Source organism: Mariniradius saccharolyticus AK6 (assembly GCF_000330725.2).
GTDB lineage: Bacteria > Bacteroidota > Bacteroidia > Cytophagales > Cyclobacteriaceae > Mariniradius > Mariniradius saccharolyticus.
Window position 1 is genome coordinate 210,008 of record NZ_AMZY02000009.1, and the last position, 20,436, is coordinate 230,443.

Annotated in this window: 21 protein-coding genes; 15 read left to right on the forward strand and 6 right to left on the reverse strand. The window is 45.7% G+C overall.

The genetic code is table 11. From position 1 onward, the window contains the following. Positions 1-29 precede the first annotated feature (29 nt). From C943_RS08710 to C943_RS08750, 9 genes are all read left to right on the forward strand, one after another. On the forward strand, positions 30-785 hold the full coding sequence (locus tag C943_RS08710; RefSeq protein WP_008626698.1) for an Hpt domain-containing response regulator: 756 nt from the start codon (positions 30-32) through the stop codon (positions 783-785). Then, complete coding sequence (locus C943_RS08715; protein WP_008626699.1) at positions 782-1,159, forward strand: response regulator; 378 nt, start codon at positions 782-784, stop codon at positions 1,157-1,159. Before C943_RS08710 ends, C943_RS08715 begins: the two co-directional genes overlap by 4 nt. 20 nt (positions 1,160-1,179) lie before the next feature. Continuing rightward, on the forward strand, positions 1,180-1,458 hold the full coding sequence (locus tag C943_RS08720; protein WP_008626700.1) for a hypothetical protein: 279 nt from the start codon (positions 1,180-1,182) through the stop codon (positions 1,456-1,458). Beyond that, positions 1,455-2,216 (forward strand): MBL fold metallo-hydrolase, encoded by a 762-nt coding sequence (locus C943_RS08725; protein WP_040479739.1) that lies wholly within the window; start codon positions 1,455-1,457, stop codon positions 2,214-2,216. The genes C943_RS08720 and C943_RS08725 overlap by 4 nt, the downstream gene beginning before the upstream one ends. 1 nt (position 2,217) lies before the next feature. Beyond that, positions 2,218-3,786, forward strand: a complete 1,569-nt coding sequence (locus C943_RS08730) for an NFACT RNA binding domain-containing protein (protein WP_008626702.1) — start codon at positions 2,218-2,220, stop codon at positions 3,784-3,786. Between the two features lie 68 nt (positions 3,787-3,854). After that, on the forward strand, positions 3,855-4,643 hold the full coding sequence (locus C943_RS08735) for an SDR family NAD(P)-dependent oxidoreductase (protein ID WP_008626703.1): 789 nt from the start codon (positions 3,855-3,857) through the stop codon (positions 4,641-4,643). An 89-nt stretch (positions 4,644-4,732) separates the two neighbouring features. Continuing rightward, positions 4,733-5,821 carry an efflux RND transporter periplasmic adaptor subunit gene (locus C943_RS08740; RefSeq protein ID WP_008626704.1) on the forward strand — a complete coding sequence of 363 codons (1,089 nt, stop codon included), beginning with the start codon at positions 4,733-4,735 and terminating at the stop codon, positions 5,819-5,821. Continuing rightward, a complete protein-coding gene (locus C943_RS08745) occupies positions 5,818-7,077 on the forward strand; it encodes an ABC transporter permease (protein ID WP_008626705.1) in 1,260 nt (419 codons plus the stop codon). Before C943_RS08740 ends, C943_RS08745 begins: the two co-directional genes overlap by 4 nt. Positions 7,078-7,079: 2 nt before the next feature. Beyond that, entirely contained in the window at positions 7,080-7,763 is a 684-nt protein-coding gene (locus C943_RS08750; RefSeq protein ID WP_008626707.1) for an ABC transporter ATP-binding protein, read from the forward strand. Positions 7,764-8,050: 287 nt separating this feature from the next. On the opposite strand, the gene C943_RS08755 is transcribed toward C943_RS08750, so the two are convergent. Together C943_RS08755 and C943_RS08765 are read right to left on the reverse strand one after the other, a co-directional pair. Further along, the gene (locus C943_RS08755; protein WP_245545526.1) at positions 8,051-8,947 is read right to left on the reverse strand and encodes a hypothetical protein; all 897 of its coding nucleotides are present in this window, start codon (positions 8,945-8,947) and stop codon (positions 8,051-8,053) included. A gap of 827 nt (positions 8,948-9,774) precedes the next feature. After that, the gene (locus tag C943_RS08765) at positions 9,775-10,455 is read right to left on the reverse strand and encodes a MarR family winged helix-turn-helix transcriptional regulator (protein WP_008626713.1); all 681 of its coding nucleotides are present in this window, start codon (positions 10,453-10,455) and stop codon (positions 9,775-9,777) included. 123 nt (positions 10,456-10,578) lie between these two features. Here C943_RS08765 and C943_RS08770 point away from each other — a divergent pair, with 123 nt between their 5' ends. From C943_RS08770 to C943_RS08785, 4 genes are read left to right on the forward strand one after another with little or no spacing between them, the layout of a single operon-like run. Further along, a complete protein-coding gene (locus C943_RS08770; protein ID WP_008626715.1) occupies positions 10,579-11,277 on the forward strand; it encodes an ABC transporter ATP-binding protein in 699 nt (232 codons plus the stop codon). 45 nt (positions 11,278-11,322) lie between these two features. Next, on the forward strand, positions 11,323-12,264 hold the full coding sequence (locus C943_RS08775) for an HlyD family secretion protein (RefSeq protein ID WP_008626718.1): 942 nt from the start codon (positions 11,323-11,325) through the stop codon (positions 12,262-12,264). A gap of 3 nt (positions 12,265-12,267) precedes the next feature. After that, positions 12,268-13,407 carry an ABC transporter permease gene (locus C943_RS08780; RefSeq protein WP_008626721.1) on the forward strand — a complete coding sequence of 380 codons (1,140 nt, stop codon included), beginning with the start codon at positions 12,268-12,270 and terminating at the stop codon, positions 13,405-13,407. A 12-nt stretch (positions 13,408-13,419) separates the two neighbouring features. Further along, on the forward strand, positions 13,420-14,745 hold the full coding sequence (locus C943_RS08785; RefSeq protein ID WP_008626722.1) for a TolC family protein: 1,326 nt from the start codon (positions 13,420-13,422) through the stop codon (positions 14,743-14,745). Positions 14,746-15,018: 273 nt separating this feature from the next. Here the strand turns inward: C943_RS08785 and C943_RS08790 are convergent, their stop codons facing one another. From C943_RS08790 to C943_RS22020, 4 genes are all read right to left on the reverse strand, one after another. Then, on the reverse strand, positions 15,019-15,618 hold the full coding sequence (locus C943_RS08790; protein ID WP_157198488.1) for a hypothetical protein: 600 nt from the start codon (positions 15,616-15,618) through the stop codon (positions 15,019-15,021). 186 nt (positions 15,619-15,804) lie between these two features. Then, entirely contained in the window at positions 15,805-16,410 is a 606-nt protein-coding gene (locus C943_RS08795; RefSeq protein WP_157198489.1) for a hypothetical protein, read from the reverse strand. A 169-nt stretch (positions 16,411-16,579) separates the two neighbouring features. Further along, the gene (locus C943_RS21390; protein WP_051069551.1) at positions 16,580-17,368 is read right to left on the reverse strand and encodes a hypothetical protein; all 789 of its coding nucleotides are present in this window, start codon (positions 17,366-17,368) and stop codon (positions 16,580-16,582) included. Positions 17,369-17,417: 49 nt separating this feature from the next. Further along, positions 17,418-17,582, reverse strand: a complete 165-nt coding sequence (locus tag C943_RS22020; protein WP_157198490.1) for a hypothetical protein — start codon at positions 17,580-17,582, stop codon at positions 17,418-17,420. 251 nt (positions 17,583-17,833) lie between these two features. Here C943_RS22020 and C943_RS08805 point away from each other — a divergent pair, with 251 nt between their 5' ends. Both C943_RS08805 and C943_RS08810 read left to right on the forward strand, forming a co-directional pair. Further along, positions 17,834-18,928 (forward strand): serine hydrolase domain-containing protein, encoded by a 1,095-nt coding sequence (locus C943_RS08805; RefSeq protein ID WP_040479752.1) that lies wholly within the window; start codon positions 17,834-17,836, stop codon positions 18,926-18,928. A 58-nt stretch (positions 18,929-18,986) separates the two neighbouring features. Continuing rightward, entirely contained in the window at positions 18,987-20,405 is a 1,419-nt protein-coding gene (locus C943_RS08810) for a Glu/Leu/Phe/Val family dehydrogenase (protein WP_008626729.1), read from the forward strand. The last annotated feature ends 31 nt before the right edge of the window (positions 20,406-20,436 follow it).

Below are 20,436 nucleotides of genomic sequence, written 5' to 3' on the forward strand. Positions count from 1 at the left end.
AAACTTTTCCAAATTATTAATAAAAACGAATGAAAGCCAACAAGGTGCTGATCGTTGATGACAATAACCTCAACAGAAAGGTGTTTGAGCATATCATCGGCTTGATGTACCAGTTTGATATTGCTGAAAACGGACAGGTGGCCTTAGACAAAATCCGCAATGGGCATTTTGATTTGATTCTGATGGATATACAGATGCCCGTTTTGGATGGCATCAATACCTTGAAGGCCATCAAGTCCGAGAATCTCACTGATGCTCCGGTCGTTGCAGTATCGGCATTTGCCAACCAAAAGGATAGGGATTACTTCATCTCGATGGGTTTCGATGATTTCATCCCCAAGCCAATCAAACCGAAAATGTTGCTTGAGACGCTGGAGCTTTATTTGAAAAAGAAAAACGCTGAATCCGCAAATATTGAAGCAGATGAACAGTTGTCAGACGATGAGTTTGATCAAAATAAGGTACGGCAATTGCTGAAATATAATTCCTCTGCGAATATCAAACAGGTCTACGAGGAATTTGTCCAAGAATGTGAAACCCTACTGGCAGAGATCAAAGTGCTGGCGGTGAAAAAAGATTTTGAAGCCATCGGGGATAAGCTGCACATTATCAAAGGCAATTCGGGCACCTTTGGGGCAATGGCGATATATACTTACTGCCAAAAATTTGAAAAGAACATTAAATCCCACAACTTTGAGCACACGGCCGAGGAATCCGTGTACTTGGGCTGGTTGATTGATTCCTTTAAAACAAAAATTCAACATTCAGAATTGCTAAATCCATGACGGGAAACAAAAAGGTATTGGTCGCTGAAGACAGTTCAGTAATTATCAACCTCACCAAGAATGTACTCATGTTTGAAAACTACGATATCGTGGCGGTCAAAAACGGAAAACAGGTCTTGGACAGGCTGGCGGTGGAAGACTTTGACATGATCCTGATGGATATCAACATGCCAGTCATGGACGGTATTGAATGCACAAAAGCTGTACGGGCATTGGAAGACAAGCAAAAAGCAAACATACCAATCGTAGCGATCACTGGAAACTACAAAAACTACACCATGGATGATTTCAAGAAGGCCGGCCTGAATGATTATATCCAAAAGCCTTTGGACTACGACCTGCTGCTAGCCACGGTCAAAAAGCACCTCTCCTAAACTGCCGATTTCTCCCGGAAATGACGATCAAATACACCAAAAATTTCCTGGACAAACTAGAAAACCTCTTCGCGTCTTCGGAATACATCCTGAGGTACGAGAAGGGGAATTTCAAATCGGGATATTGTGTCCTCAAGGAAAACAAGATCGTCATCATCAATAAATATTATACCTTGGAAGGCAAGATCAATGCCCTTGTGGATATCATCAAGGAACTTGGTTTTATGCCCAAGGATTTTTCCGACAAGAAGATCCAAGATTTATTGATTGAACTCCAACAAACCGAGCTGAAACTTTGAAAGTGACATTTTTAGGAACCGGCACTTCCCAAGGCGTACCCGTCATTGCCTGCGATTGTCCGGTTTGCAGTTCCTTGGACTACCGGGACAAGCGCCTTCGGAGTTCTATACATTTGGAGATTGGCGAAAAAAGTCTGGTCGTGGACACGGGTCCGGATTTCAGGCAGCAAATGCTGAGGGAGAAGGTCAAGACCTTGGATGCCATAATATTTACCCACGAGCACAAAGATCACACTGCGGGAATGGACGATATCCGGTCCTACAATTTTTTGCAAAAAAAGGATATGCCAGTCTACGCTACCCATTCCGTTATTCAGCAACTCAAGCGGGAATTTGCCTATGTATTTGAGGAAGTAAAATATCCCGGCGTACCGACCGTAAAGATTCATGAAATTGGCTCCGATCCATTCTCCGTGGAAGGCATTCGCGTGATTCCGATCCAGGTCATGCACTACCGGTTGCCGGTGTTGGGGTTCCGGTTTGGTGATTTTACCTATATCACCGATGCCAAATACATAGAGGAAAGGGAACTGGAGAAAGTCAAAGGAAGCAAAATCCTTGTCCTTAACGCACTGCAATTGAACCACCACATTTCCCACTTTACATTGGAGGAAGCCATCGAATTGGTTGAGCGAATCCGGCCCGAAATGGCCTATTTCACGCATATCAGCCATAAATTGGGGACGCACGCCGAAGTGGAGGCCAGGCTTCCTTCAAATATCCGGCTCGGTTACGATGGCCTAAAAATCATCATTTGACATGCATTTCAACTTCCATTTTTTGAAGTTCTTCTGTCCAGCCCTTGAATCCAAAATCAAAGGCTGGTCGGTGATTGAATGCTTTTCCCAAAACAAGGACGAACTCGTGATAGGATTAGCTCAGGGTGAAAATGAGTGCTACCTGAGAGCCAATTTCCTGCCGGTGATTTCCTGCTTGGCGGTTGCGGATGCTTTCAAAAGGAGCAAGAAAAACACGATTTCGCTATTTCCGGAACTCATTGGCCAAAGGGTGGAAGGAATCCATTTGGTCAATTTTGAGCGTGCATTTTGGATTCAGTTTGTGTCGGGAGATCGGCTGCTGTTCAAGTTGCACGGGACAAGGAGCAATCTGATTTATTACAGACAGGACGACGAGGTACCGGTCCGGATTTTCCGAAACGAATTGAAGGATGACAAGGTCCTGCTACCTCAAAGTCTCGAAAAAAACCTGGTCTTGGACCACGCCGCCTTTATCGCCCTTCAGGGAAATGCTTCCCAATTTCTTCCAACTCTTGGGAAAATTCCCCGGGACTGGCTCAAAGCCCAAGGCTACATTGACGCGAGTATAGAGTCAAAGTGGAGCTTGATGCAAAAAATCTTGGAAATGCTGGATTTGCCCTGGTTTTCCATTATTCATGACGACAATCAATATCTGCTGAGCATGCTGCCAACGGAAAAGCCGCTTTTTCAGACATCCGATCCGATCGAAGCTGTGAATGTGCTGTTTCGCTACCGGGTCGTGGTGCAGGGTTTTGAAATGGAGAAAATTGCCATCCAGAAAAAGCTCGAGGAGCAACTCAAACGGACGAAAGCCTACATCGAGAAAACCACTGCAAGGTTGGAGGAATTGGAGGACGGGCCTTCGCCTTCCCAAAAGGCCGATGTCATCATGGCCAATCTGCACCAAATCGGTCCTGAAACCGAGACGATTTCCCTGTTCAATTTTTATACACAGCAGAAGGAGAATTTCAATTTCAAACGGGGCCAAACTCCCCAAAAACTGGCCGAAACGCTCTATCGTAAGTCCAAAAACAGAAAGCGGGAGATTGATCAACTTTATCAGAATCTTTCCGATAAAGAGCAACTTTTGACATTGACCGAAAATATGTTGGCGGAACTCATGGAAATCAATGACCATCGTGGACTCAAAAATTTTGTCAGAAATCACCATTTGATTCCCAAGTCCCAAGAGCAGGAAGAACAGGTTCCATTCAAGCGGTTTGAGGTTGAGGGTTTTGATGTCTTGGTTGGAAAATCAGCCAAGGCAAATGATGAGATGCTCCGAAGATTCGCTTGGAAGGAGGATTTGTGGCTGCATGCCAAAGACGTGGCTGGGTCGCACGTACTTATCAAGTTCAAATCAGGGCTGTCTTTTCCCAAAACTGTCTTGGAAAGGGCGGCTGAATTGGCCGCCTACTATTCAAAAATCAAAAATGACTCCTTGGCTCCCGTGATCTACACCCCCGCCAAATATGTGCGGAAGGTAAAGGGATCAGCGGATGGATCTGTTATGGTGGACAAGGAATCTGTCATCATGGTCGTACCACGAGGACCTCAGGAAGCGCATTGAATCGGAAATCACTTTTTTTTGATCCTGTTTTCCAGTACTTTTCAAATACAACCAAATCCCATCATTCCATGACTTTTCAAGACAAAGTAGTTTGGATTACCGGTGCCTCTTCGGGCTTGGGCAAGTTTATGGCCATAGAATTTGCCAGGCAAGGTGCACAGCTTGCGCTTTCGGGCCGCAGGATCGAGCAGCTTGAAGCCGTTCGTACAGCGGTGATTGCCGCAGGCGGGGTAGGGGAGATTTTCCCCTGTGAAGTGACGGATGAAGCAGCTTTGGAGGAAACTGTAAAGGTTATTGTCGGGCATTTTGGCAAATTGGATGTTACCATTGCCAACGCAGGATTTGGCGTATTTGGCAAAATTGAAAGCCTCAGTGCGGCAAATTGGCGGAAACAGTTGGATGTAAATGTTGTTGGATTGGCAATGACAGCCAAGTTTGCGCTACCCTTCTTGAAGCAGACGGGAGGACGCTTGGTGCTGATCGGATCAGTCGCGGCTTATCTTCCCAATCCGCAAGTCGGCGCCTATGGCGTTTCCAAGGCGGCTGTCCGATCGATTGCGCAGACATTGCACGTCGAGCTGAAGGGAACTGGGGTGAGCTGTACCGTCATCCATCCCGGATTTGTGGACTCAGACATCGCGCGGGTTGACAACGACGGCGTGCTGCACCCGGAAGCTAAAGATCCCCGGCCCAAAAACCTGATGTGGCCAACCGACAAAGCCGCCAAAGTAATGGTCGGCGCAATCGCCAAGCGCAGGCAGTCGTTTGTGTTTACCGGTCATGGGCGTTTCATGGCGTTTATTGGACGGCATTTTCCGATTTTGGCAGTTTGGATGATGGGCAAGATGAAGATGTAAACTTTTTTCCCTTCCGATCAGGAATTATTCCGAAACCGTAGTCGGAATTGTTCCATAAGACATAAATTTCAGTACCAAAGCACAGCGCTATGAATAGACCAGTTTTGCTGATTTTCGCCTGCAGTATTTTTTGTTTTGCAGCCTGCAAACCGTCCACGGAAACCACCTTCCCCAAAGTCGAGAATATTTCAGAATCCGTCTATGCCTCGGGTCTGATCAAAGCTGAAGGACAATACCAGGCCTTTGTGAATGCCAGCGGGACGGTACAGGAAATATTTGTCAAGGAAGGGGACACGGTTGCGATCGGTATGCCGATTTTGTCCCTGTACAACGAATCCACGCGGATAAACCGAGAGTTGGCGGAAGTGGGCAGGGAATATGCGGATCAGCGCGCCAACCAATCCAAGTTGAGGGATCTGGAGCGCGCCATAGATTTGGCCAAAAACAAATTGCTGAATGATTCGCTCCTTTATGCCAGACAGCAATCGCTTCGCAACCAAGGCATTGGGTCTGCGGTGGAATTGGAGCAGCGCAAGCTCAATTTTGAAAATGCGCGCACATCCTATCAAAACAGTGTTTTCCGCTACCAGGACCTCAAGAGGGATATCGAATTCAACGAGCGAAATGCCAGCAAAAATCTGGCTATCAGTAAAGCGCTGGAAAGTGAACTTGTGCTGAAAAGCGAAATGAACGGGATCGTGTATTCTCTTTTGAAAGAAAAAGGGGAAATGGTAACGCCTCAAATGCCCTTGGCGATCGTTGGCAGCGCCCAAGGATTTCTTTTGGAAATGAAAGTTGATGAATTCGACATTGTCAAAGTCCGCCAAGGACAGGAAATATTGGTGACGATGGACAGTTATCGTGGGCAGGTTTTTGAGGCCACCGTTAGCCGGATCTTTCCGATTATGGATGAGAAAAGCAAGACATTTACGGTTGAAGGCATATTCCGAAACCCACCCCCGAGGCTGTACCCAAACTTGACCTTGGAGGCAAATATTGTGATCCAATCCAAGGCGGCGGCACTCACGATCCCGCGTGCATTTCTCCTAAAGGATAGTTCCGTCATCACTGTGGGTGGCGATACCTTATCCCTCAAGCTGGGCCTGATGGACTACGAAAAGGTGGAGGTACTGGAAGGGTTGGATGAAAAGACGGAAATCATCAAGCCCGCGCCATGAAGTTTTCCCTGATCTTGGAAATCGCCCGGGCACTGATGCTGGCCAGGCTGAAGCAGACACTGATTGCAGCGACGGGGGTGGTGTTCAGTATCACCATGTTTGTCGCTTTGTTGGGCTTTATGAATGGATTGAATCAACTGCTTGACGGATTGATTCTGAACCGAACACCGCATATCCGATTTTACAATGAAGTGAAGCCCACCGAAAACCAGCCGGTGGATATTTTTCAAGGCCTGGCAGATTCATACAACATCATTCGCTCCGTCAAGCCCTCCGCGAGCCGCGTGAGTATCCACAACAGTGCGGCAATCATGGAGACTTTGAAACAAGACGAAAGGGTCTTGGGCGTTTCTCCGAAGATATCCGCACAGGTATTTTACAATATCGGAACGATCGATGTATCAGGTGTCATCAATGGCATCGATGTGGAGGAAGAGAATCGGCTTTTTGCATTTCAGGACTACGTCACGACAGGGAATTTCATTGACCTGAAAAATGTCTCCAACAGCATTATCCTCGGAAAAGGTGCTGCTGACCGCATTATGGCGGAAATCGGGGATGTGATCCAGGCGACCACTTCCCAAGGCAACCGCGTCCAACTCAAGGTGGTGGGATACTACCAGTCAGGTTTGGGCGAATTGGACAACGTACAATCCTATGCCTCGATCAGTACGGTGCAGAAGATGATCGGCGAGCCGTCCAATTACGTGACTGATATCCAAGTCAAACTCCATGACTTCAACCTCGCGCCGGCCATGGCCCGGGACTATCGAAAGATCTTCGGGATTGATGCAGACGACATCCAAACTGTCAACGCCCAATTCGAAACAGGTACCAGCATCCGGACTTTGATCAGCTATGCGGTGGGCATCACACTCTTGATTGTGTCGGGATTCGGGATATACAATATCCTCAACATGATGATCTATGAAAAGATGGACACGATTGCCATTCTGAAGGCAATAGGTTTTTCGGGGAAGGATGTCAATAGGATATTTATTACGATTGCGATTACAATTGGGGTAGCAGGGGGTACCATCGGTCTTATTCTTGGATTTTTGGCGGGCTTGGGCATCGACCAAATTCCATTTGAAACAGCGGCTTTGCCGACCATCAAGACATTTCCGGTCGACTTCAACCCGAAGTATTACATCATCGCAGGGATATTTAGCATTGTCACAACCTATTTTGCCGGGTATTTTCCCGCCAGGAAAGCAAGTGGGGTCGATCCTGTGGACATCATAAGAGGAAAATAACCATGAAACAGGATATCGTACTCGAAGCCCGACAAATCAGCAAATATTTCTACAGCCCCCAAAAGACACAGGTGCTGAGAGAAGTCAGTTTCCAGATCCAAAAAGGTGAATTCGTTTCGGTGATGGGCAAATCCGGCTGCGGAAAGTCCACGCTGCTGTATATCCTCTCGACCATGGATACGGACTACGAGGGGGATTTGATCATGGATGGGGAGCTGTTGACTGGGAAAAGCCCCAACCACCTGGCGCAGGTCAGGAACCAAAAGATTGGCTTTGTCTTCCAGTTCCATTACCTGCTCAATGAGTTCTCGGTTTTGGAAAACGTGATGATTCCCGGACTCAAACTTGGCAAGGAACAGCGGCAGGCATTGGAACACAAGGCGGAACAAAAACTTCGGATCTTTGACATGCAGGACCATATGCTCAAGACACCCAACCAACTTTCCGGTGGCCAAAAACAGCGGGTGGCCATAGCCCGCTCGCTGATGAACGATCCCTTGTTGATCATGGGCGACGAACCCACGGGGAATTTGGATAAGAAAAACTCGGACATAGTGTTCAACATTTTTAAGGAACTGGCAGCCGAATTCAAACAGACCATGCTGATTGTCACCCACGATCCGGAGTTTGCTGCCGGCACGGATCGGGTCATCGAGATGGAGGATGGGAGGATTTTAAGGATGTGAGGGTTAACAACCCTCCATGGAAAGGAATAATGGGGATTGGGTACTGCTGCATTTGAAGTTGGAAAAAGATCACCTTCTGTGTTGATGCCCTTTGACACGATTGTGATTCGAAACTGTATATGAGAATCGATACGACTTGATACGTTTAGATTTGATGATGATACGAAAAAAGTCACTGTTTTCAGTCGTTTACCTTCGGCGCTGTTGGTTTGTTAAACCTTGCCAATACGATGTGTGTGTCTTGAATATAGTCTTTATACGGCTGCGGTTTTTGCCTAGATCAGGAATCATTCATCAATGACTTTAAACGAGATGAAGAATTGATCAGCCATTCTTTTATACGTTTCTTCATGTTCCCCAACGATCGGGTACTCGTGTCTTAACCAATACGTCGTATTCTTACCCAACAGTAGCTTGTCCAGTATTACCTTCTTCTCAACGGTATCTTGGCTATAGGACTCAAAAATTGCGTTTGGATGGGATAGATCTCTATTCACGATGATCTTTGATCGCTCCTCAGCGAACAGGATCTCAATAAAATCGCTCTCATGGGCCGCCTTGTCCTCACTGATGAATTTCAGGTCAACAATCGAAAATTTCACCCCATACTTTTCCAGCAGATATCCATTGAATCTTTCATCATCAATAGAGACCACTAGATTCCTCGGCTTGTCGGGAAAATATACTTCGATATTTTGAGTATCTTGAAATAATTGATAATCAATGGATTTATTAAGCATGGAGTCGATTTTGTATTCCCAGTAGCCTTGTTTGGGCCTTATGAGACTGTGGTTTGTTTCCTTGTCATACATTTTTTGAAATTGTCTATCCCTTTGGATTCTGTCCTGTACGAAATCAAGAGCTTGTGAAAAAGTGAGATTTTTTTCCTCGATGGATTGATTGATCTCTTTGGCGAAAGAATGCGCAAGCTTCAGGTGATATTCCTCATGCCTAATCAAATACTCGCTTATGTGTTCTTTATGGATGAAGGATTTAAACCTGTCAACAACTACATCAACCCTTACGCTGGGATCTTCAGATACCTTGAACTGGTAGGATATCCTTGCAGATGCTTTGCCCTGAAGAAGTGGTGCTTGTAGTAAAAAATCGGCCGGCTTGAGAGTTGATTCCTCGTCCCAGACTTTATACCGTTGTTGGCCACTTGACCCGTAGAAGCTTTCCATGATATAGCAAGCCACAAGTAGTGCCAAAAAGATAAAAATCCCAACCAACCTGAAAGTCCTTACCATAATTTCAGTTTAAAAACCCGTGATAAGATTAGATTGATTGGAGAAAGGATAAGCTCCGCAGAGTAGACTAAAAAAATGGACAATATCATGAGGTTTGAATAGCTACCAATGTGGTGAAACCTATCAACTAGTTTCAAACTGGTTGCGATCAGGATAAAAATAAAGAGGGCTGTAATGAGATTGTGAAGCAGTCTTCCAAGGATTCGATTTCTCTTTTTGTGTTCTAACAGATAAAATCGATGCTGAAGTAGAATCGGAATAATCGTTATCACAGCTGCTACTATAAATCTCCGGTCGAAAAGCCCCAGACTCCTGCACAAAAATCCTGTAGATACCAACATCAGTGCGGCGAATAGGGAAGAAAGAATTTCTCTGTATGAAAATGACCTAGTAAACGCTTTCATGTCTCATCCATTTTCCGCGCTATTGATCTAAATTGATACATTGTTGGTGCCCATGAAGGGTTGCCAACACAACCCTTTCAAGGACATGGTCAATTTAGTAAATTTAGTTCATTTTTTGATATATGGAATCAAACTCCACGGCATGCACATCCCCATGCCATCCAAAAAGGTAAGGAAGTACGCTTTTTCAGGATCAATATCCGCAAGATTCCGATGCCAATCCCAGCCTCTGAAAAAACGACCCCGCTTCCCATCTATTCTCAAAAATTCCCTCCCGCTTGATTCAGCGGGCTGTTGGGCACTTTCATACCTTTTTCGGGGAGACTGACGAGTCGCTTACATGCTTTGCGGTACGAGTCAGCTTGGTTGCTGAACCGCAGCGCTTTGATTCAAGATTTCTTCCAATGTTGCTGATCGCATATTCTTGTATATGTCGTTGTGGAATAGGTCCAGTTTTTTGAGCAGAAAACCAAGTGTGTTGATCTCCGTTTCGCTCAGGTTGCCAACCACTAGCTTTGAAACCTTTCCCATTTCTGGCAACACCCGGAAAAACTCCATTTTTCCCTTGTCCGTCACCGCCACGCGCACACTCCGTTTGTCGGTCTCATCGGCAAACTCCTGTATCATACCCTGGCTCAAAAGTCGCTTGATCACCTCTATACCGGAAGTCTTTTCCATGATGTGTTGATTGATCAATTCGGTTTTTGTGAGGCTACCCGAGGAAATCAGGGTAATGAGAAATGCAAATTCATCCGCTGTCTGAATGATGCTGTTTTGCAATGCTTTCTTGATATAACTCTTTGCATAGCGAAACATCAGCGTAATGAATATGGAAATGTCGCTGTTGTTTTCGATGCGGACATTTTCAAGCTCGGCATTATTCTGCCCCGATATTTCGCGCATCGCCGACTGCCCAAATCCGGACTGGGCATTTAAATAGCCTACGAAATCCTTCAAGTTATAGGTCATTCCAGCCGGGTTCTCGGCCTCAAACCGATCCAGTAAATCAATCAATTGAACTAATACTGCCTTGTTCATTCAACTTTAGGTTTGTTCTATTTCATTACAAAAGTAAAATTTTAATACGGAAACGTAAATATTTTCTTGTATATAATATTTTAACATACTTAATTTGTTGCAAATAATACGAAAACATATAAAATGGAAGTTGTAGCTAGCCTTACAAATGCGTCAAAACAGTACAAAACAGGCGATACTGTCATTACCGCCCTGCAGCCGACAACCTGTGAGTTTCGAAAGGATGAACTCACTTTGATCATCGGTCCTTCGGGTTCGGGCAAAACCACGCTCCTGTCACTCTTGGGCTGCGTCATATTCCCGACCACGGGTGAAGTGACAATCTGCAATCAGAAAATCAATGACCTGGGCCAAAACGAGCTTGCCGAAGTCAGGCTGCGAAACATCGGTTTTGTCTTTCAAAGCTTTAATCTGCTGGCACCACTCAATGGCCTCGAGAATGTGATGCAGCCACTACTGCTTCAGCGTGTCAATAAAAAGGAAGCCCGACAGCGCGCAGAGGACGCTTTGCAAAAAGTAAACATGCTCGACCGCATGTACAACCTACCCAAAATGCTCAGTGGCGGACAGCAACAACGTGTCGCCATCGCCCGCGCGCTGGTAACCAATCCCTCCCTGATGCTGTGCGATGAACCTACGGCGGCGCTGGATATAAAGAGTGTGGCCATCGTCATGGAAGAACTGAAAATGCTTTCAACCACCGGTAAATCCGTAGCCGTGGTCACGCACGACCTGCGCCTAAAGCCCTTTGCCGATCGCATCATCTATGTGAACAACGGAGTCGCCTCAGAGCAACCCTCGGAAGAGGATTCATTCCACTGATACCAAAATCAAACGACAGCATATACCACCTTCAAACCCGAAAAAATGAAAAAGAGTCTCATCCTATTATTTGCCTTCGCTACGCTGGCTAGCTGCAGTAAAGAAGAAACCGGAGAAGCGTCCAATGCGGCCACTACCCAACAAGCCTCCGAAATCCAACCATCCTTGGTGGTCGCGGTAGGAAGGGTAGAGCCGGAAAATCAGATCATCAACCTCTCCGCCACCGCAAGTGGCGTTGTAAAATCCGTGTTCAAAAATGATGGTGACAATGTCTCGGAAGGTGAACCGCTTGTGCAATTGGACGACGATGCCGAGCAAAGCAGAATCAACGAGATCAAGATGCAGATGCAATCACAACGCTCACAGATTGAAGCCGATCAATTACAGTTGAGGGAAACTCAACTCAATTTTGACAACAAAAATCTATTGCTCGGGAAGACGAAGCGGCTGATCGATAGCGGTGCCGAAGCGCAGCAGGTGTACGACGATCTTTTCACCGAAACAAAGGTGCTTGAAGTGAATGTGCAGAAAGCAAAAGCTACGGTGGACCAATCAAAAAACAAACTGGCTGAACTGAATGCCCAACTGAGAAGTGCCGAGATAGAAGCAGAAAAAAAGCGCTTCAAGTCTCCCCATGCAGGTGTACTGCTCGACATGCAACTCGCCAAAGGTGAAGCCACAACACAATTCTCTACCTATGCGGAATTTGCCCCCAGCGGCAATCTGATCGTGCGGGCTGAAGTCGACGAATTGTTCAGCGATAGGGTAAAACCCGGACAAAAAGTAGACATCGTGTTCACCGGCACCGACAAGGTAGTGGCCACTGGTGAGATCAAGTTGGTTTCACCGTATCTGAAAAAGAAATCGCTGTTTTCCGAAAGTTCAAGCGACCAAGAGGACCGCAGGGTACGTGAAGTGCAAATCATATTGAGTAATCCCGGTACCCTCATTATCAACTCAAAGGTAGAGTGCATCATAAAGCTATAAGCCATGATACAAACGGCCATCAAATTTATACGCTACGACAAATCGAAGAGCATCGGTGTGGTGATAGGTATCGTGATCAGCATTTTCCTCATCGGTCAGCAAATCGGCATACTCGGCTTCCTTACCGGTCTGATGGGAGGGCTAATCGAAAACTCCCGCAAAGATGTGGGCCAGATATGGGTGATCGACAACATCACGCAGAATGCAAATGAGTTGGGTCAATTGGACGAGCGCCTGGTGCGTGAGATTCGCAGCATTGAGGGTGTGGAAAACACTTACGCCATCATTGCCTCCAACGGCCTTGTAAAATTCAAGAATGGAAAGACCGCCTCTGTACTGTTGGTAGGCAGTGAGGCACCGGTGTTTGTGGCAGGACCCAACGAAAGCAAAATCCACAAAGGCTCAATCGATGACTTGCTGATGGATGGTGCTGTGTCGGCAGAGCTTTTTGATGAGAAAATCTTTGACAACTCGCTCGAGATCGGAAACCGCGTGGAGATCAACGGCAAAGAGGCTTTTATCCGCATGCAAACAAAAAATGCACGGGGCTTTGCCGGTGCTTTTTTCTACACCACCCTAAGCAAGGCGCGCTTCTACAGCAATTTCGCTCAAAACAAGGTAAGTGCGATAGCGGTAAAGGTCAAACCAGGCTATGAAGTTGCCACGGTCGTCAGAAACATCAATGCAGCCATTTACGGCGTAAAGGCATGGGATGCCAACGAGCTGCAGCAATCCACCATCAGCTTCATCACCATCTCCTCAAATATCGGAACAAGTGTGGGCTCGCTTGTCGTGTTTGCCATCATCAGCGGATTCTTCATCATTGGGCTTACGCTGTACTCCTCCGCGCTCGATCGCATCAAGGACTATGGCACCCTCAAAGCTATCGGTGCAACCAACAGCTATGTACGCAACCTGATATTGTTGCAGTCATTCATCTTCGCATTGCTGGGGTTTGCATTGGCCCTCAGCTTGCTGCTGGCCTTCAAGAAAGGTGTCGAAAACGCCGGCCTCGTGATCAGCTATTCGGCGATTGAGATTTCGGCTTTATTCATCATCACCGTCTTTATCTCGGTAGGCGGATCATTTTTCGCTATCAAAAAAATCAACAGTGTAGAACCTGCTTCTGTTTTCAGAGGCTAAACGTTTCAAACCATGAAGAAAATACTTGCCATCCTATTGTTTATCAGTCAATCGACAATCGGCCAAGTCACCCTCAAAGAATGCGTGGAAAGTGGATTGGCCAATAAAGCGACCATTAAGTCTGCGAATACGGAAGTAGTCCTGGCCAGCCTGAAGAGCATTGAGGCCAAGGCCAAATACCTTCCGCAGATTTCATTGGCGTATCAGTACAGGTTCAACCCGATTATTGCCACCCAAGTGGTGCCCGTGGGCCAGTTCAGTCCCGTGCCTACCGATGAAATTCGCGGCATCCGATTTGGAACCAACTGGCAACAGGATGCCGGTCTGACGGTTTTTCAGCCAATCATTGATCTGACTTTGAGAAACCGCGTCAAGGAAAGCAAGCTGAATGAATCACTTTCGGGCGTGGATCTAAAAAAAGCGGAAGAGGATCTTCAATTTGAAATCGTCAAAACCTACAGCAACGCGCTCGACTATGCCTATCAGATGGACGAGGCAATCGCCGACACATTGAGAAGCTTCGAATCGCTCAGCATTGTGGCAGCCAGGTTTAAGGAAGGAAAAGTGCTGAAAACGGAATTGAACAATGCGCTTGTCAACCACAACAACAATCAGCGGAGTTTTGAACGTGCCGCTGCTTCACTTGTCAACGAAAAGATATACCTGCATTACCTTACCGGAATTTCGCTCGAGAGATTACTTGACGAAAGCCTGGCCGAAATACCCGAGCGGCTTTTTGACAGCGGAGAAGCATCTTTTCAAATAGAATCAACAGTTGATTTTCAGCGACTTTTGTTTGAGGAAGAGCTGATCAATCAACAGATAAAGACTGACCGAAAAAAGTACACGCCGGTGATTGGCTTGGATGGATTTATTGGGGCAAATCAATTCAGCCAGCAGTTTGATCCATTTCTGGCCAACTCCTGGTATGGAATCAGCTATGTGGGACTGTCGGTAAAGATGCCGATTTTTGGCACGGACAAGTCGTACAATGCCGATAAGCAATTGCAGACCCAATTGGTCCAATTGGATTCCAAAAAGGAGGATCTGAAAGCGGAAAAAAGCAAAGAACTGCTTCAGATCAATACCGATATAAAAAGACTGGCGGTAGAAATCAGTTTCATGGAAAACAATGTGACACTGCTGAAGGAAAATGTCGCACTCTACCGGGAACGATTGCTGAACGGCCAGTTTGCTGCCGCCGAATTGAATGTGCAGGAAGCGGAGCTCCAGAAAGTGCTCGCCCAATTGAACCAATTGAAAGCGCAACTGAATACATCACGCACCGAGCGCTTACAAATCACCGGGGCGCTGGGCAGGGAACTGAAGACGCTCTAGACCACGAAGGCAATCGAGCTGGCATGCATTTTTGATCCCTCGAAGAAATCGCCTAGACCTGCCTCGCCGGAAACTCCAAGCGCATTGCGGCTGGGGCTGTGAAAAATCTCCAGCCGCAGGTATCGGGAGCGTGCATGTTTTCCGATTGCCTACAATCGCATCCTATAGCTATCGACAGTGGTCTAAGATCTGCCCGACCGCAGGGGCGTGCCTCGTCAGCTTAAGGGTTGGTGTGGCCGGCTATTCGATTGAAAAACCTACTTTATTCATTTCTTATCCTGGGTCTTCACTTCTATATTCTAATTTAACAATCAGGTTTTTATCGTTGTAGTACAATTTAAGATAATCAGATTCTCCAGCACCAACGACATAAACAATGTTTTCTTCCTGATTTTCGTGATTCGTTATTTCAAATCTGTCCCAACCGTTGATTTTTTTTCTTAAGTCAAAATCCAAGTCATAGGTTTTTGGTTCTCTTTTTTCACATGCCCATCCATTTCCATCATTTTTAACTTGCAATTTAATTATTGAATCAATCTGTGTGCTTTTTAAATTGTCAATTTGTCCATCTGTCGAGCCATCACATCTGTTATCCTCGTGATAAATTAAAATCCAATTACCATCGAAGAATGAACTCAGTTTTTCTTGAGTTTTGAGATTCGTTAAAAATCCTGATGCTTTTGAATTAGTTTGAGTTTTTATTTCCGTCGCTGACTCATTCTTAATCTTTGAGTCAATGACGGTTTCATCAACCATTTCTTTATCTTTTGTGGACTTATCATCATTCACATTGTTATTTGTCGGGCTATTACATGAAATCAAAAAAGTCAAGAAGCCAAAAAGTGTAATAATTGACAATTTTCTTTTAATCATTTTACATCATGTTATTTATTGTGCAGTGTCGCTCTTAGTATGTTTTACAACGGGATTCAGCTTGGAGACGGCGGGCATTCGGAGTCGTTATCTTCAAGCTTACCGCTAACTTCTTTAATATACAGAAATTTAAATTGACTCTTAACCGCCCGCTGTATCCAAGGTGATGTTACAACCGGTAGTTCCTTATTTCCAATAATGGTTCCATCTGATTCGAAAGGTTTGGTCTCCAAAGAAGAGTTTTAGTTTTGATTTGGTTTTTTCATCCTCCCAAATTGCTTCTCTTGTATAAACTTCTACTCCATTTTGATTTATGCTTTTTTCCAATTCTTTATCTTCGATCAAAGGCAATGACAGCACTCTAATTAAATCTTCTTTTATTTTTTGATAGGCTGAGTCATACTGTGTTAACTTTTCACTTTCCGATTTCCATAATTCTTGTTTCGCTTGGTAACTGCCGTACCGGTCGTGCTCCCAATCATAGCTTATATATCGAAGAATGGAATCTTCACTTGTAAAAAAATACTCCGCATACAAAGGGATAAATTTTCCTCCTCTTTTTACAATCAATGGAAGGGCAATATCAAGTTGGTCAACTTTTGGAAATACGCTTGAAGACAGAAAAACCTTTTGTTCAATAATCTGAATGTTTTTATTTAATGTTTTTTCAAACTTTACGACTTCATCTATTTTTGATTGCTCGGTCCAAAAATTGTTTCGACCTGGTTTAAAATCGCAACCCAGTATCGTAACAAAGATTATGGTTAAAAAAAGTCTTTCTGTTGTATGCATTTTTTTCCTATCGGCTGTAACAGTTTCGGGCTTTACGTTCGGGCGGTTCCGATCGCGATCGGAATCGGAGCACTTCACTGTCAGCAAAGCACAAAGTATGATAGAAGTACAAAGCTCCAATCCCAATAACTATCGGGATGCACGTCAGGCAGCATGACGCAGAATCCCGTTAGCTGTGGTTTTTTTCTCCTCTTCTCTCAAACAAGGGCACATAATTGTCAACAAATACTTGGTCGTTTAATTGATAGCAATCAACATCTTTTCCAATTAAAAAGTCAACAAATGCGTTTCCTTTTTCAGTAAGCATTACAATATCATTTTCGAACTTTATGTAACCAAGCTTTTTCATTGTTTTAAATGAATTCTCTGCGGAAACAGATTTATTAGTTGATTCTCCGTCAGGATATTTCCCTTCCATATGAATTCTATCGAATTTATTTATAGTCCCTTTATATTTCTTTAAACCAATTAGTCCAAATAAATCACTGTGTTTTCCTGATGATAAAAATATTTCAAAAGTCAATTCAAACTCGTCTTTAAAAGTCTCCTTTCTGTCAGATAAAAGGTTTGTCAACGTAGAAGAAAGTTGCTTTTCAAATTTAACTTTCCCAGCAATTGTATTTTCGTATGGAATAATTCGAAAATGGGCAATATCAAACGGCATATCCTTTAATCCGTCTTTCGTTACCATTATTGTTCTTCCTTGTTTTAAAGTATGAGCCATTCCTAATTCATAAAAGACATTTGGGTTTTTATTTGTGATGTCAACAATAACAATACTAGCCTCTTGAATTTCCTTTACAATATCATCGTAGATTGGACTTGTGCTAAATATTTCATCAGCTCTTCTGACTTCTAGATAAAAGGTGTCGCAAATCGGTCTTATGGAATGCTCATAGTTTTGGTTTGCTACTTCGTCAGAAAAAGGCATAACCATAAAAACTTTTAATTTGTCCATGTTATTGAATATTGATTTGTCTTTTAAAAATCACAGATAACAATTTCCTTCACGCAATCATCCCGCTATGTGTTGGATTATACATCGCAAGAGTTGCGGATATTTTTCGATTACCTAAACTTAAACCTAAAGCTCTAAAAATCCAATCCGCATATCCACCATTTTTTTGACCATTTTCGTTGGCCTGCGCTGGGGCAGAGGTCTTTGATTTCATATTGGATATTGCATGGGTTTGCCCTCAGCAAACTGCAGACGGGCCTTGGGCCTCGGTTCATGATACGGTAGTTGTCATCCGCATCACCACAGACGGGTACTTTATTGTTTTTTTATGAAACATCCGATTGGTAACCCAAATCGTGAGGCTGCGCTTTTCATTCATTATTCACTTTTTCTTACATTTCGGGTGTAAAATATCAATTATCGAATCTCGCACTGTACTTGTTCTTCACCCTTCATCCATTTTGTATGTATTCAAGATTCCTTTTTGCCGCTCTTGCGGTCCTGTTTTTTGTGTCTTGCTCGGAAAAAGAAGACCCCACGCCCATCCAACCCGCGATGTACTTTCCCCCGCTTACGGGCAGCGAATGGGAAACCACCGATCCTCAGAAACTCGGCTGGAATACGGCCAAAATCCCGGAACTCAAGACACTCCTCGCGTCCAACGGCACCCGTGCCTTTATCATCCTGCACAACGGCCGCATCGTCATGGAGGAATATTTCGGTCAGCGCCTTACGGGCGGGCAACCTTTTGACCAAAATGCCCTGTGGTATTGGGCATCGGCGGGCAAAACGCTCACCGCGACCTTGGCCGGGATTGCCAAGCACGAAGGCAAACTGGATGTCACCAAGCCCTCGGCGACCTATCTTGGCACGGGTTGGACTTCACTGAGTCCTGCCCAAGAGTCCAAAATCACCGTTTGGCATCAGTTGACGATGACCTCGGGCCTGGATGATGGTGTTGCGGACCCATTCGACACACGCCCCGTTGCCTTGGTATTCAAGGCTGAACCCGGAACCCGGTGGGCCTACCACAATGCGCCCTACACACTCCTCGACAAGGTCATCGAAGGGGCCACAAGTCAAAATTTTGCTACCTATTTTGATGCCAAGCTGGCTTCCAAGATCGGCATGACGGGTTCCTGGCAGAAGGTGGACTTCAACAACGTCTACTTCTCCAATGCCCGCTCGATGGCAAGGTTTGGCCTAATGGTATCCGCCAATGGCTCCTGGAACCGTGAGCAGATCATCCAGGACAAGGAATTTCTCCAGTCCATGATCAACACCTCCCAAAACATCAACGAAAGCTATGGCTACCTTTGGTGGCTCAATGGCAAGTCTACTTTTATGGTTCCGGGTCTTCAGACAAGGTTCCCGGGTTCGCCCACACCCAATGCCCCGGACGATATGTACTGCGGGATGGGCAAAGATGGCCAGTACGTTTGTGTGGTCCCCTCCAAAAATTTGGTGCTTGTACGCATGGGAAGCTCTCCGGATCAATCCTTGGTGCCTTTCATGTTTCTCGACGATATCTGGGGAGTCCTGACAAATATCATCCCCTAAAACCACCTAGTTCTCTTGTTTCATTTGTAACTTGGGCATGACAATAAATCCCAAGATTATGAGCAAGACTTCCAGCTACAGCCTTTTTGATGATGTTTGCGGTTTCGTGGATGAAGCCGCGCAGTATTTGGATATCCATCAGGGACTTTTGGACCAGATCAAGGCTTGCAACAGCATCTATAAGTTCCATTTTCCGATCCGCCACGAGGACGGTACCTATGAGGTGCTTACCGGATACCGTATCCAGCATTCCCACCACAAGTTGCCGGTGAAGGGGGGAATTCGCTTCAGCAGCTTTGTGGACGAAGAGGAAGTCAAGGGACTTGCTGCGCTGATGACTTACAAATGCGCCTTGGTCAATGTGCCCTTTGGCGGTGCAAAAGGCGGCGTGAGTGTCGAGCCCAAAAATTACAACGAGCGGATGCTGGAGAAAATCACGCGCCGCTATACTTCAGAACTCATCAAGAAGAAATTCATCGGACCGGCCATTGACGTGCCGGCGCCGGATTACGGTACCGGGGCCAGGGAAATGGCCTGGATCGTGGATACCTATGAGGCCTTCAATCCCGAAGTCATCAATGCCAAAGGCTGTGTGACGGGCAAGCCGCTTTCCCAACATGGCATTGAAGGGAGGACGGAAGCTACCGGACAGGGTGTTTTCTTCGGGATTCGCGAAGCACTTGCCGTCGAGGAGGATATGCGGGAATTGGGATTGACGACGGGGTATCGTGGAAAAACGGTCATCGTACAGGGATTGGGGAATGTGGGTTACTATTCCGCCAAGTATATCGCCGAAGCAGGGGCCAAAGTGATCGGCGTGGCGGAGTGGAACGGTGGAATTTGGGATGAAAAAGGCATCGATATCGAGGCCTTGAAAGAATACCAATTGAAAAACAAGGGATTCAAAGGCTTTCCAAAAGGGGAATTTATCGAAAACAGCATCGAGATGCTGACCTATCCCTGCGATATACTGATTCCGGCCGCGCTGGAAAACCAGATCACCAAGGACAATGCTCCCAAAATCCAAGCAAAGATCATCGGCGAGGCCGCAAACGGTCCCGTGACCAAGGAGGCAGAGAAAATCCTCTTGGAAAAAGGTATCATGGTCATCCCCGATATGTACCTGAATGCAGGGGGCGTGACGGTGTCTTACTTCGAATGGCTCAAAAACCTGTCCCGCGTTTCCTTCGGCAAGTTGGAAAGAAGGTATGACCAGGAAAAGTTCAGGCGCCTGCTCGGCACGATCGAAAACGCGACAGGGGAGGAGTTTACCGAAGACGAGAAAACCCAATTGATCCAAGGGGCCTCGGAGCGGGATTTGGTGTTGTCGGGTTTGGAGGAAACGATGGTCACAGCCTATCACGCCATCAACAGGGTCCGCAAAGAGAAAAACATCAAAAGCCTGCGCACGGCGGGATTTATACTGGCGTTGCAAAGAATCGCCCAAAGCTATACCGATCTGGGAATTTTTCCATGATGGGCTTGGTTGTATAGGTTCCAAAAGCGGA

Bases quoted from the DNA above. Each gene is read 5' to 3' on its own strand.
- C943_RS08710 (WP_008626698.1), top strand. From the start codon at position 30: ATGAAAGCCAACAAGGTGCTGATCGTTGATGACAATAACCTCAACAGA.
- C943_RS08715 (WP_008626699.1), top strand. From the start codon at position 782: ATGACGGGAAACAAAAAGGTATTGGTCGCTGAAGACAGTTCAGTAATT.
- C943_RS08720 (WP_008626700.1), top strand. From the start codon at position 1,180: ATGACGATCAAATACACCAAAAATTTCCTGGACAAACTAGAAAACCTC.
- C943_RS08730 (WP_008626702.1), top strand. From the start codon at position 2,218: ATGCATTTCAACTTCCATTTTTTGAAGTTCTTCTGTCCAGCCCTTGAA.
- C943_RS08735 (WP_008626703.1), top strand. From the start codon at position 3,855: ATGACTTTTCAAGACAAAGTAGTTTGGATTACCGGTGCCTCTTCGGGC.
- C943_RS08740 (WP_008626704.1), top strand. From the start codon at position 4,733: ATGAATAGACCAGTTTTGCTGATTTTCGCCTGCAGTATTTTTTGTTTT.
- C943_RS08745 (WP_008626705.1), top strand. From the start codon at position 5,818: ATGAAGTTTTCCCTGATCTTGGAAATCGCCCGGGCACTGATGCTGGCC.
- C943_RS08750 (WP_008626707.1), top strand. From the start codon at position 7,080: ATGAAACAGGATATCGTACTCGAAGCCCGACAAATCAGCAAATATTTC.
- C943_RS08755 (WP_245545526.1), bottom strand. From the start codon at position 8,947: ATGGAAAGCTTCTACGGGTCAAGTGGCCAACAACGGTATAAAGTCTGG.
- C943_RS08765 (WP_008626713.1), bottom strand. From the start codon at position 10,455: ATGAACAAGGCAGTATTAGTTCAATTGATTGATTTACTGGATCGGTTT.
- C943_RS08770 (WP_008626715.1), top strand. From the start codon at position 10,579: ATGGAAGTTGTAGCTAGCCTTACAAATGCGTCAAAACAGTACAAAACA.
- C943_RS08775 (WP_008626718.1), top strand. From the start codon at position 11,323: ATGAAAAAGAGTCTCATCCTATTATTTGCCTTCGCTACGCTGGCTAGC.
- C943_RS08780 (WP_008626721.1), top strand. From the start codon at position 12,268: ATGATACAAACGGCCATCAAATTTATACGCTACGACAAATCGAAGAGC.
- C943_RS08785 (WP_008626722.1), top strand. From the start codon at position 13,420: ATGAAGAAAATACTTGCCATCCTATTGTTTATCAGTCAATCGACAATC.
- C943_RS08790 (WP_157198488.1), bottom strand. From the start codon at position 15,618: ATGATTAAAAGAAAATTGTCAATTATTACACTTTTTGGCTTCTTGACT.
- C943_RS08795 (WP_157198489.1), bottom strand. From the start codon at position 16,410: ATGCATACAACAGAAAGACTTTTTTTAACCATAATCTTTGTTACGATA.
- C943_RS21390 (WP_051069551.1), bottom strand. From the start codon at position 17,368: ATGGACAAATTAAAAGTTTTTATGGTTATGCCTTTTTCTGACGAAGTA.
- C943_RS22020 (WP_157198490.1), bottom strand. From the start codon at position 17,582: ATGAAATCAAAGACCTCTGCCCCAGCGCAGGCCAACGAAAATGGTCAA.
- C943_RS08805 (WP_040479752.1), top strand. From the start codon at position 17,834: ATGTATTCAAGATTCCTTTTTGCCGCTCTTGCGGTCCTGTTTTTTGTG.
- C943_RS08810 (WP_008626729.1), top strand. From the start codon at position 18,987: ATGAGCAAGACTTCCAGCTACAGCCTTTTTGATGATGTTTGCGGTTTC.